At 51.6% G+C, this 11357-nt stretch carries 11 protein-coding genes, 1 pseudogene and 1 CRISPR repeat array; all 12 genes and pseudogenes read right to left on the reverse strand.

What is annotated here, in order from left to right:
• Window positions 1–32 precede the first annotated feature (32 nt).
• Window positions 33–1742: a CRISPR direct-repeat array (repeat unit 37 nt; unit sequence GTTTCAGTCCCTCATTGAGGGATTTTTTATTTCTTAC).
• 274 nt (window positions 1743–2016) lie between these two features.
• Entirely contained in the window at window positions 2017–2307 is a 291-nt protein-coding gene (gene cas2, locus AC16KF_RS01605) for a CRISPR-associated endonuclease Cas2 (RefSeq protein ID WP_484035535.1), read from the reverse strand.
• Window positions 2308–2422: 115 nt separating this feature from the next.
• Window positions 2423–3421 carry a CRISPR-associated endonuclease Cas1 gene (gene cas1, locus AC16KF_RS01610; RefSeq protein WP_484035536.1) on the reverse strand — a complete coding sequence of 333 codons (999 nt, stop codon included), beginning with the start codon at window positions 3419–3421 and terminating at the stop codon, window positions 2423–2425.
• A 135-nt stretch (window positions 3422–3556) separates the two neighbouring features.
• Window positions 3557–4468 carry a reverse transcriptase domain-containing protein gene (locus AC16KF_RS01615; protein WP_484035537.1) on the reverse strand — a complete coding sequence of 304 codons (912 nt, stop codon included), beginning with the start codon at window positions 4466–4468 and terminating at the stop codon, window positions 3557–3559.
• A 94-nt stretch (window positions 4469–4562) separates the two neighbouring features.
• Window positions 4563–5399 (reverse strand): CRISPR system precrRNA processing endoribonuclease RAMP protein Cas6, encoded by an 837-nt coding sequence (cas6, locus tag AC16KF_RS01620; protein WP_484035538.1) that lies wholly within the window; start codon window positions 5397–5399, stop codon window positions 4563–4565.
• A gap of 96 nt (window positions 5400–5495) precedes the next feature.
• On the reverse strand, window positions 5496–5858 hold the full coding sequence (locus AC16KF_RS01625; RefSeq protein WP_484035539.1) for a hypothetical protein: 363 nt from the start codon (window positions 5856–5858) through the stop codon (window positions 5496–5498).
• Window positions 5859–5965: 107 nt separating this feature from the next.
• Entirely contained in the window at window positions 5966–6286 is a 321-nt protein-coding gene (locus AC16KF_RS01630) for an STIV orfB116 family protein (protein WP_484035540.1), read from the reverse strand.
• The gene (gene cmr6 / locus AC16KF_RS01635; protein WP_484035541.1) at window positions 6283–7296 is read right to left on the reverse strand and encodes a type III-B CRISPR module RAMP protein Cmr6; all 1014 of its coding nucleotides are present in this window, start codon (window positions 7294–7296) and stop codon (window positions 6283–6285) included. Before cmr6 ends, AC16KF_RS01630 begins: the two co-directional genes overlap by 4 nt.
• On the reverse strand, window positions 7293–7682 hold the full coding sequence (locus AC16KF_RS01640) for a type III-B CRISPR module-associated protein Cmr5 (protein WP_484035542.1): 390 nt from the start codon (window positions 7680–7682) through the stop codon (window positions 7293–7295). The genes cmr6 and AC16KF_RS01640 overlap by 4 nt, the downstream gene beginning before the upstream one ends.
• Window positions 7683–7691: 9 nt before the next feature.
• Window positions 7692–8573 carry a type III-B CRISPR module RAMP protein Cmr4 gene (cmr4, locus tag AC16KF_RS01645; RefSeq protein ID WP_484035543.1) on the reverse strand — a complete coding sequence of 294 codons (882 nt, stop codon included), beginning with the start codon at window positions 8571–8573 and terminating at the stop codon, window positions 7692–7694.
• A gap of 12 nt (window positions 8574–8585) precedes the next feature.
• On the reverse strand, window positions 8586–9857 hold the full coding sequence (cmr1, locus tag AC16KF_RS01650) for a type III-B CRISPR module RAMP protein Cmr1 (protein ID WP_484035544.1): 1272 nt from the start codon (window positions 9855–9857) through the stop codon (window positions 8586–8588).
• Window positions 9854–10984, reverse strand: a complete 1131-nt coding sequence (gene cmr3, locus AC16KF_RS01655) for a type III-B CRISPR module-associated protein Cmr3 (protein WP_484035545.1) — start codon at window positions 10982–10984, stop codon at window positions 9854–9856. Before cmr3 ends, cmr1 begins: the two co-directional genes overlap by 4 nt.
• A pseudogene (locus tag AC16KF_RS01660) lies at window positions 10981–11357 on the reverse strand (hypothetical protein); the annotation flags it as partial. The gene cmr3 and the pseudogene AC16KF_RS01660, both read right to left, overlap by 4 nt.

Genomic DNA, 11357 nt, shown 5'->3' on the forward strand with positions numbered 1-11357 from the left:
TACGTGTAAATTGAAAGAAAAAAAATCGATCAGTTTCAGTCCCTCATTGAGGGATTTTTTATTTCTTACTGGCGAATTCGTAACAATCGGCACAGGAAGCGAAAGCGAGGAAGTGTTTCAGTCCCTCATTGAGGGATTTTTTATTTCTTACAACTGCTATGCCTACCGTCGATATTTCAACCGTTACGTTTCAGTCCCTCATTGAGGGATTTTTTATTTCTTACCTGGGCAATCTTTGGGACAACCAAGGCAGGGTTGGAACGTTTCAGTCCCTCATTGAGGGATTTTTTATTTCTTACTTGTTGCGAATGCACCGCCCGAAGTCCCAGGAGCTGAGTTTCAGTCCCTCATTGAGGGATTTTTTATTTCTTACCACACACCTTGAGGAATACTTCGCTAAGCCCGAAAATGTTTCAGTCCCTCATTGAGGGATTTTTTATTTCTTACCGACGGCGAGTGCCTTGTGCACTTGGACAAGCGCTGGTGCATGTTTCAGTCCCTCATTGAGGGATTTTTTATTTCTTACACAACCGTACGTTGAGACAGTTGAGGATGCTACTCAGATTGTTTCAGTCCCTCATTGAGGGATTTTTTATTTCTTACCAAAGTGGCAGATGGCCTGTGGGTCGGCGTCGACAGTGGTTTCAGTCCCTCATTGAGGGATTTTTTATTTCTTACATGAGCCCGACAACAACAACACCTATGTCACGATGCGTTTCAGTCCCTCATTGAGGGATTTTTTATTTCTTACCCAACCCGAATGACCCTACCCGGCTTGCCTTAACCGGTTTCAGTCCCTCATTGAGGGATTTTTTATTTCTTACAACCTGATTCAGGATGGCGTCAATGCCCGTGTCAGTGATCTGTTTCAGTCCCTCATTGAGGGATTTTTTATTTCTTACTTGCGTTCAAGAACGCGCTTCCCGCTCTGATCGCCGTTTCAGTCCCTCATTGAGGGATTTTTTATTTCTTACTTGGAGCGCTTGGAGGGTACATGATGTATCGCCTCGCTGGCGGCGTTTCAGTCCCTCATTGAGGGATTTTTTATTTCTTACCCGAGATCGTTGCCCAAGCGGACCCCGATGTTGCCGAGGTTTCAGTCCCTCATTGAGGGATTTTTTATTTCTTACGAGGGTGAATCGCTCCACACGGTTTCATCATGGACGTTTCAGTCCCTCATTGAGGGATTTTTTATTTCTTACATCGTGCAGAATGCATAGAGGACTATCCCAGGGTAGTAAGTTTCAGTCCCTCATTGAGGGATTTTTTATTTCTTACTTTGAAAGTGAAGGAACCGTTCAAGCCGTTTGGGATCAAGTTTCAGTCCCTCATTGAGGGATTTTTTATTTCTTACGGCTCAGCGGTAACTGGCGCAAGCCCACGATCCACGGTTTCAGTCCCTCATTGAGGGATTTTTTATTTCTTACTTGGCGCTTGGCGCAACGATGGTTCTGGATTTCTTGCATAGTTTCAGTCCCTCATTGAGGGATTTTTTATTTCTTACGCAGCCCATTGCTTCGCCGCATCATGGCAGCCATCGGGTTTCAGTCCCTCATTGAGGGATTTTTTATTTCTTACCATTCTGATTGTTTTCGGAATGGTCTTGTCCGCTTGTGCCACAGGTTTCAGTCCCTCATTGAGGGATTTTTTATTTCTTACAAAGTGCCGCAAGCAAAAGCTGAGCAGGCGGTTGTTATAGCCGACTGTTTCAGTCCCTCATTGAGGGATTTTTTATTTCTTACTCTTGCCCAACTTTCAATTCTGTTTTCTGCCTTCAAAAAGATTAAGGTTAAGATCAATCTTCTTCAAGAAAAACACCGTTTTGGCTGTATATCTCATTTCCGAGCATCGCATAGTGCGTTTCGGTAAGCATGGATGCTCGGTTCTTGCGGGTCAGGGCTGACAAGTGGCTTCAAATGTGTAACCGATTGCGCCACAGGTTGCCATTGGTTAGGCGCACTTTCCGAGCATCGCCAAAGCCCATTGCGCCCCCCTTGGCGCTCGTTTTTTCGGCGCTCACACCACCATCGTTTCCTGCGGCAACGATTTGGAAACCTCATGAGGGCGGGAGGATTCGATCCGTTTTTCACAATCGGCGCACAAGTAGTAATACCGCACGTTATCTTTACGCTTACGGATCACACGGGTAATCGCCTGCTTCATTTTGGAAAGGTTCTTCGCGTCGAGATGGCACTCGAAGACCGAGTACTGCACGGGCGTGCCGTAATCGAGCAATACATTGTGCAATTTTGTCCTGCGTTTGTCGTTCGAGATATCGTAGACAATGAGAATGAATTGTGTTGGCATTATACACCTTTCAAAATGAAACCTGACAGGTTTTAAGCGCGACTCGTGTTTACCACAACCTATGCGCGGACACGGATTCGCGTTGAGGATGGATTCGCGGAAACCTGTCAGGTTTTTACCTCGTTAAAAACGGCACATAGGCTTTCTCTTTCCCTTCGATCACATGGCGCAGTTGGCGCACTTGCACCTCAAAGCATTTCTGATACGTAATGGCGCGCCCCGCCAGCGGATGAACGACCGAAGTTTGCAAGCGCGCGTTATATTGCGCGAGAAATTTCTTCAAGGCGTGTTGTTTCAGGCTCACTCCGCCTGCCTCGGCCGGTTCAAAATCATCGGGCGAAAGGATGCGTTTGTTGATCACGGTCAGCACCGTCGAATCCACGATCACGCTTCGGAACTCCTCCACCAGATCCAACGCCAGCGCGGGGCGTCCGTACACGTCGGCGTGAAAAAAACCGTCGTAGGGGTCGAGCCCCACGATCTCGAGCGCGGTCATCATATTTTGTGTGAGCAGGCTGTAACCCAAACTCAACAACGCGTTGGCAGGGTCGGCAGGCGGGCGGCGCGTGCGTTTCGGAAAACTCCAATCTTCGTTGAGCGCGGCGCGGAAGATTTCGAAATAGGCTTTCGCGCCGATGCCCTCCTGTCCGCGTAAACGATCCAGATCGGATTCGTTCTCGGCTTGCTTGATGCAACTCGTAATGCGCTCGATTCCCCTCAACGGGACGGCTGGGTCTGCCCTCCCCAGCCGGCGCGCCAACACCCGCTCGTTCTTCAATTTCCCCAACACGATGGCGCGCGCAATGTCAAAACAAAACGCCGCCGCCTCCGACCGGCGATATTGTGTATGTCGTAAGAAGATATTTCCCTCGCTGGGCGGCATGAGCCTGCCGAGCAGTTTCCCCGCACGGCTGATGATCGAGAACGAAACGCCTGCGCCCAGCAATGAAACCATCGCTTGAGTAGTGATGCCCACACTGCCCACAATCACCACGTCGGTCACATGCGCCAGCGGCGCGCTGAACAACACCTCCTCATCCCTGCTCATCACGAGGATGCGTTTGTACTCTTTTTCGATCCGAGCGCCGGGCTCGGTCACGTAGAGAGTGGGCATTTTATGTCACTGCGAAGCGCTAGCGAAGCAGTCTCCTCGCTCGTCTGTCATTGTGAACAAAGTGAAGCAATCTCCTTGAACAAGCAAGCAGATTGCCACGCCGCCAAAGAACAAGAGCGGCGGCTCGCAATGACATTAGCCATACCCCTGCGGCGCGGCATAATCATGGAACAATTCAGCGTCGAACGCTCCTTTCACTTCGATCCGTTTCTCCGCCGCCTCGAAACTATACGTATCGCGCTCGAAATGCACGCCGAGAAAATCGAACCCCTCGTCGAAGTGACTGATGCGGGTCTTGTTCGGCTCGAGAATGAGATGCAGTTTTTTCAAGATGAACGCCGTGCGCTTCATGGCTTTTTCTGCCTGCGCTTTCGTCTTGCAAAACACGCAAAAATCATCGGCATACCGCACGGGCGCATACCCCGCCTCCATCAGCCTCGTATCCAATTGGTGCAATACAATATTGCACAGCAGGGGCGAGATCACCGCGCCAAGCGAAATTCCCACACCGGGCACAGATTGTCCCTGCGCCATCCACTGCTTGATCAGACCTGAAACCATTGAGTCGTCCACCTTCTGCTGAAAATGCCGCAAGATCAAAAAATGTTTCAGGCTGGGGAAGCAATTGTCAATATCCGCGTCCAACACCCATTGCCTGCCCGCCTCGCGGTGCGCGAGGATCGCCGGGACCGCATCACGCACGCCGCGTCCGGGGCGGTAGCCGAAACTGCAATCCATAAACTCGCGGTCGAACACATCGTCCACGAGGCGTAAGACAGCCCGCTGTAAAACACGGTCGGTCACGGTGAGGATGGAAATGGTGCGAAGCGTCCCGTCTTTCTTCGGGATGTGGAACTGTTTCAGTTTGCGAGCGCGGTATGTGTTGGCGCGCGCTTCCGCGGCAAGCGTATCGAGTCTTTCCTCGAAATTCCGCTCCCAGCGTTTAATGCTCACGCGATCTATACCTGCCGCGCCCTTCTTTGCCCGCACCTCCTCCCAGGCGCGCCGCAGGTTTTCAGTCTCGAGGATGCGTTCGATCCATTTCATGTTTTATATGTCGTTGCGAGGGAGCGCGGCGACCGAAGCAATCTCCTCATCACAGCAGATTGCCACGGCGGAAGAGCGCCGCCTCGCAATGACATTAGGCGCGCCATGTCTGTCCCAATCCATATGTGGTCTTATGACCAGTGCCGCAATAGAACGAAAACTCCGCCAGAAGGTTGCACAAGCGCGCCCAGTATGCCTCTCTTGCGAAAATACGAAACGCGCATTTCCCCTTGAAGCCGATCCATGAGATACCCCGGTATTCGACGGTATCGGTTTGAATATCATGTTGGCTCAAGGCAAAGTTTGCCTCCCGAATATCCCTTGCCTCGAAGGGCAAGATCGCAGAGGAAAAGCGATTCCAGCGCATGAGCCACGATCTCAGGATCAATTTTGGAACGGGCAGGGGTAAATAAAAATCCCCAGCGTGGAATGTGGTCAGCGATTTGAATTCGATGTTCAGTGTGTCTGATACCGGAGAGTCTGATTTGAGGTATTTATCCACCAACGCCTGATACGACGTTGCTCGCGCGCCGGGGTGTTTTCCCGCCTCCGCCGCGTTTGTGACCTGAAACTTGACCCTGTCTAACTGGAAAACCCGATCTACGACAGTTGGCAGAACAGCATTCTGGAATTTCTGCGATTGTTCTTCATTCAAGGTGGTCACGCGAAACCACGCGCGTTGCCCGGCTTCGATTCGATTGAATCCCTTTTGGGCGTTGGACACCCCCTGCAAATCGGATACCGTATACGGGCGCAACTGATTCCCCCCGTGCATTTCTGTTTCTTCGCGCGGTTCATCGGCGGAATGCGGTTCTTCCGCATCCGAGATCCCCATCCACGTGAGAAATTCCGACCGTATCGCCGCCCCCATGTATTGAGGAATGGAACCGCTTTCCAACGCTTTCAAGTGAATGACGGAGGAGAGGAGCATATTATTCTGTCATTGCGAGGAGCCGCTGGTCGAGTAGCCTCATGTTCGTTGGGGTGAGGCGATGAAGTAATATCATGGCGCCGAGAACTTGCTTTATCATGCGGAACCTTTTTTCTTTTTTGTTTTTGTTATCTTCACGGCAAATTGGCGGAATTCTTCCGGTGTGCATTCGATTTCGAAAGTAACGTCTCCGTTACCGGTTTGAACCTCACTCAACTGGCTCAGGAATTCGGCTGAGTTTGTATAGGCGATATCAAATCGCTTGCCTTTCTTTTCTTCCACCATCGGCAACATACCCACCCAGCCAAGCACCTCCGCGCGGGTAACTTCTTCCCGCCGCATTTCGCCTGGCAAGCGAATGAACTCCTTGTCGTCTTTTGATTTCAAAATAAGTTTCACTTTCTCGTTCAGACGATTTTGTTCGCGTTGTTCATCCTCGCGGATGCGGCGGGTATTCATCCACGTCCAAACTCCGATGAGCGCGGCGAGAATCCCGACGTAATCAGCAATACTGCTCATATTCAACCAATCCATTCGAAACTCTCCTTCGTATTCATAACGGAAATCTATTTTGTATGACAGGTAATGCGGTAAAACTCAATCCTTCCACCTGCGGACAAGGTGGTTGCCCCGGCGGGCAGGCGCGGGCCGTGATACTGAGCCACGAATAAAACATCATCCTTCTGCAACAGCACCGATTCTCGATTAACCTCCACCGGACGTTTAAGCACGCTCGATACGATTGCCGCCATATCCGCATGACCAATGATACTGACAGTCTCGGCTGGTATCTCGGCTGGGAGAACAAGTTGAATGTCCACGCGCATCCCCTCTGCGCCAACGCTCAGCATATTGAGCGAGAAGGCGTTGGCGAGGTAGGAGGTCATTTGGCTTTGGCTAGTTCACAAATCACGCGTAAATACGTGCCGATCGTCTGAATATCAACCACTTTACATCGAACCACAGCGCCCTCTTGATACCGCCCCGGGTGATCCACTGCCACATAGGCTTGCGCATCATCCGGGTTCAACTCGGGAATCGAGAGGTTAATACCTTTTGCCTCCACCTCGGAAACTGCGCCGCGAAAGTAATCGCCAATGTGTATTTCGCTCGCGTCCTTGAAAGTCTTATATTCGATTTTTATCTCAGCCTCTTCCATCCTGCCATATCCACTCGAAGTCTTCGCGCCCACGCCCTCGCGCACCAGCGCCAGTTCCAAAACCTCGAACGCCGCCTTTACCCAATCGCTCGGTCCTGAAAGCGCGAGCAGAAACGTTCCATTGACTGTGATGAATGGAATGGGCGTTGGGCTGTCCCAATCGGCGGGCGGAGCCAGTTCCAGCGTTTGCGAATATATCGGCTTGGCGCCCTGATAATACTCTGGGTGGTGAACCGTGATTATATCCGGCACAAGTCCTTTGCCGGTACCCGGCATATACAACGCGTCATAAAAAGTAACGTACCCCGCGCTGGTCGTATCACCGAACAGGTAACGGCGCGTTTCCACATCCCAAACCGGGTCGTCCTTGAAATACTCAGTCACAAAATGCGCCGCCAACCCTTTCAACGCGCTCCCCGGAATATATGGCATTCCATACGTGCGGTGTAAAGCGATCGAAGTTTCGAGCACACCCTCCGCGCCCAAATTCACCGCCAACCTGCCCTCCGTTCGAAACGGGCGGCAATCCGCGCCCAAGCTAGTCAGCGTTTGGTTCCAACGTCGAAAGAAAGTTGTATATGCCTCCGGAATGGAAACCTTGGTCACTTGCTTCACATGCTCGGCTTTGGCGGTTTGCGCATCGTCGCCCGGGAAAAACTTATCCAACCACAGCCCGGCGTGTGCCTCTGCAGGCGGCTGGGCGATCTTCGTCAAACTGTCACGGCGAAACTGTATCATCGCGCGCCTCCGTCATCTTGTGTGGCAGGAACGTCCAGAATTGTTTGCGCAAAACGCTTGAACCATTTCAACGCCTGCAACGAGCGGTGGGTGAGGTACATGTATTCCTGCAACTCCACATCGCGGCTTTGTACGGCAAAATCGTCTGCGCTCTTATCGAGAACTACCTGCCCTAGATCCTCAAGAAGCGCGGTACTTCCTTCCTTGCCGCGGCTTTGGACGAACGCCAACGCCTCCGCCAACCCTGCCGTGCGGATGAGGATCGGCAGGGAATGCGCCATCGCCCCATATTGATTCCGCTTCGCGCTCCCTTGCGGCTGGTTCTCCCCAAAAAGCGATACTTTCCTGTACACCTTCTCTGCCACTTCCTGTTCGAGAGTCCTCATTACTGCCTCCTACCCCAACAATGTGGCGTTACACAAGCCGCGCCCCACAGTCGCCTTGCCGCCAAATTGCAGGGTTTTGTTATCAGAAAGTCTCTTCACCTCGGCGAACACATCCGCCGTTCTGGCATTGCTTTTGTCCACGTTCGCCGCGACCACCAAACTGACCATCACGGTTTCCGTGGGCAACGCTTCTTCGTACCATAACATATGTTCCTTGACAGTTTTTTTGTCGTCATCTATCTGTATGCGGGCAGTGATCTCCGTCGCTGTTTCCAACAGAAAATTCAACACATTATCCGAAACAATGCATAACCGTGCTTTCAATGCGTTTTGCATATCCGTATCTTGCACGAAGAGCGTTTGCCCAAACCAGCCCGCCCAAGCTGTCACTTCTGCTTTCCGCTTAAATTTCAACGCCAAGTCTTCAAGTACCACCGCACTTTTCTTCTTGTCTCTATCGATCTCCATACTCAATCCTTCTCCGTCATTACTTACAAAACACTCTCCATCCGCAGGCGCAGGGATGTTGAAAGCAAGCGGCGCGGGTGTGTTTGCGGCGTCTCGTTTCAATCGGTGTAAGAGCAGCGGCGATGTCACCCATGCGAATACACCATGCAAACTGCGCACGGGCAATAACAACAACCGCGCATCACTGAAGGTCACAGCCCCAGCGTGCAACTCTGCATTGCCGGTGTCTGGTCCGAAAACTTTTGTCCGCATTGAAGAGTCTGTGCCTGCGTCCCGAAACACGCCCTTGAGCGTCGAACCCGGCAAGAACGGAATACCGGTTGCTTTTTCGCGCGCGATGGGTAAGTCAATCACTCCAACGCCCTGCCCGGTCCCTGCGTGTAATGGCGAGATCGCCTGAACAACTAACAGTTTCGCATCCATGTTTGGTTCCTCCTATTTCAACGAGTCGAGAAAGGCTTGTAAGACATCGGTATGGCTGCCCAGTGGCGGAATATATGCAACTTCGCTCTCCAGCACATCACTTACTACAGAAGGATGATTCGGCACGCCACTCAAAACCAATCCGCCTGGCGGCGTGTACATTTCACTCGACTCAACGGTCTCCCATTCCAGAATAGCGGCAAGTCCCACAGCTCCATCGGAACATGCAATCGGGCGCAGAATCAACGGGCTTGCAAGACGGTCTATGGATTTTTTATCATCAATCAGAATACCTTGGAGTTTAATATCCTCCGGAAGATCTTCATCGTGATGCATGTTGTATTGAATCGGTAATCCAAACTTGGCGCGTGGAAACCTGTTTTCAACATGTTTGTAGCCAGATATATTTTCAGGGGTATTAATTTCCTTATTAAACAATCGCCTGATTTCATTCGCTTCAGGCCACTGACTCAATCCAAACTCGCCTTTGTATCGTTTTTGTCGAAACTCTTTTAATGCAGTGAAAAGACTCTCCCAAACCTCGCTGGCATTGTCTGTCTTTGTTACCCATTTCATACGAGAATTCGTTGTCAAATGAGGGACGCCCGGGTGCCACACACCGTCTGCCAAAAGATGTTTTGTGAAGAAGTTTTTGTCAACCTGATTCCTTGCCGGGGGGTCAATTTTCTGCCACGACCCATCGGCAGAGTCTTTTTTTGCCTCACACTGCAACGCTCCAAACCCCCGCCGTGTGCGTCCACCGATACCGCCAAAGGTTTCCCATGCCCACAAAGCCGCCTCAACGTCGTCATTAATATTGTCAACATTCTTATACTTGATTTCCAACTCAAAAGAGGCATCTTCATAAACCGGCAACTCATCCTCGCGTAAAGGAAAAGCCACATAACTCCATGCGGAGCCGGGTTGCCCAACATCATTGCCGCTTGCCTTGCCTCGATGCGCGCTGACAACCCTCACGTGCACTTTGGAAGGTCCCGGCTTATTCTCTTCAGCGGGTGAACCCCAAATCTCTTCCTCGCGCTTCTTCATAGCCGCCAGATTTCCGTCGAAGCCGCCTCCGCGCGTAGCACGCCACCAAAAGCGCAAATGCCCGCGCACTTCGGTCGCGCGGATCGTGGTCAGCGAATCCGGTCGTTGAGGTTCCTCACCGCCGCCAAACAGGGGGGTAATTACCTTGTATTTCCGAATCTCTATCACCCAGCCGGGCTTTTGAACTTCTTTGTTCACCACCGGCGGGTTCTTCTCTGGAAGTTTCCTGCTCATCCGTTCACCTCCATATTCTTCCACGTGCCAAGCAACGCCAGCCCAAAACCATCGCGGCACGCCTGTACATCATCACTGATATTATTCAACCACACGCGTTTTATGAAATCCTGCAAATCCGTTACCTGAGTCAGGTCTAGAAAATACACACTCCCGGCAGGCGCCAGTCGGCGGGTAGGCTTTGGCTCACCACCATTTGGTTTCGAGTAATCCCACCCAGAGATAGTCTGATAACGCGGCACCGCTGATGCCACCACGGTTGCTCCAAATTGGCTGGTCAGGTAACTCGGAAGATGTCCGTTGGCAAAATACGCCGGGGTCGCAAGGATTAGTCGGCAACTCTTGTCTTCGCTGATCTTCTGCACAATATCCTCAGGGCAGGTGGCATCTGCGAACACATTTGAAGTTGCCCACCATTGTACAATCCGCCGCTCACCGCCCAAAAAGTCCACGCCGGCTTGTAACCCAGCATCCGAAGTCAATGCGATTGCAAGCGAAGACGCGTTCTCGGTGGTGAATTCCATGCCGCTGGTTTGAAACAAAGCGCCCTCTCGGGAAGCATGTGTATCCGGTTGGATGCTGACGTGTGTGCGATGATCGCGCGGCAGTTCCTCCATACCTAAAGTTTTCGCGTCGAACGGTCCATCATCCACCCCGTTGTGTAACCATTCTTTCATCGTTGGCCACGTCCATAAGCGTGGGGTTTTGTAATACGGCTTATCTTTGATCTGTGGATCACGCCCAACCAAGTGCGACACTCCCAAATCGGTTGAGTTAGTAGATACTCGAATCGGCGCAAGAGCATATCGTAGCACGATGCCCTTATCACTCGTCTCAACCACCAAAGCGTCCGCAGGGGCGGGGAAGTATCTCTCCACAATGGCTTCATTTGCATCTAATTCAACCAGCACCGGTCCATGGATGGAGTTTTCCAACAATCTATTCAATTTGGTTGCATCAAATTTGCCATTGGAAGCATCCGTTCCTGCCCGTGTCCGCACCGCCCCAATCACCGTAGATGGAAATGGGAACGGTAGAGAATCTGCCCGCTCGCCAGGCGTTGCAACGAAGGGCTTGCCATCTCGAAAAATCAAAGGGTCACGCGGGATTACCAACCATTCACTCATTGCGCCTCCCCCTCTATCCCTGCTAGTTCCTTGGCAACAATCATTTCGCGGGCAAGTTCATCAAGCGAGATGGTTTGGATCCAACCTGCAAAGCTTGCTTTGACTTGCTCATTGACTTGCTGATCACTACCCGACTCGCGCTTCCGCTCAACAATTCGAATCGCCTCTTTGGCTTTCGCGTCAGGTGGAATCTCTGTATTGAATAACACTTGGTGTAACTCATGCAACTCGTACGCCGTTCCGCCGCTGATCGCGCCGTCGCGCGCGTATGTGATCAACTCGGTCAGGCGCGCATGAAGAACACTGAACTTGTCAGAGATGGAGCGGTCAACTCCACTGCGCTTGCTCAGGATGATTGCCAGTCCGTTTTTGC

The sequence above is a fragment of the Candidatus Defluviilinea gracilis genome (assembly GCF_057138825.1).

What these genes read in the sequence shown, in the direction of transcription:
- AC16KF_RS01615 (WP_484035537.1), bottom strand. Translation starts at nt 4,468, where the DNA reads ATGAAATGGATCGAACGCATCCTCGAGACTGAAAACCTGCGGCGCGCC.
- cmr1 (WP_484035544.1), bottom strand. Translation starts at nt 9,857, where the DNA reads ATGAGCAGGAAACTTCCAGAGAAGAACCCGCCGGTGGTGAACAAAGAA.
- AC16KF_RS01640 (WP_484035542.1), bottom strand. Translation starts at nt 7,682, where the DNA reads ATGAGGACTCTCGAACAGGAAGTGGCAGAGAAGGTGTACAGGAAAGTA.
- AC16KF_RS01630 (WP_484035540.1), bottom strand. Translation starts at nt 6,286, where the DNA reads ATGACCTCCTACCTCGCCAACGCCTTCTCGCTCAATATGCTGAGCGTT.
- cas1 (WP_484035536.1), bottom strand. Translation starts at nt 3,421, where the DNA reads ATGCCCACTCTCTACGTGACCGAGCCCGGCGCTCGGATCGAAAAAGAG.
- cmr6 (WP_484035541.1), bottom strand. Translation starts at nt 7,296, where the DNA reads ATGATACAGTTTCGCCGTGACAGTTTGACGAAGATCGCCCAGCCGCCT.
- AC16KF_RS01625 (WP_484035539.1), bottom strand. Translation starts at nt 5,858, where the DNA reads ATGAATACCCGCCGCATCCGCGAGGATGAACAACGCGAACAAAATCGT.
- cas6 (WP_484035538.1), bottom strand. Translation starts at nt 5,399, where the DNA reads ATGCTCCTCTCCTCCGTCATTCACTTGAAAGCGTTGGAAAGCGGTTCC.
- cas2 (WP_484035535.1), bottom strand. Translation starts at nt 2,307, where the DNA reads ATGCCAACACAATTCATTCTCATTGTCTACGATATCTCGAACGACAAA.
- cmr3 (WP_484035545.1), bottom strand. Translation starts at nt 10,984, where the DNA reads ATGAGTGAATGGTTGGTAATCCCGCGTGACCCTTTGATTTTTCGAGAT.
- cmr4 (WP_484035543.1), bottom strand. Translation starts at nt 8,573, where the DNA reads ATGGATGCGAAACTGTTAGTTGTTCAGGCGATCTCGCCATTACACGCA.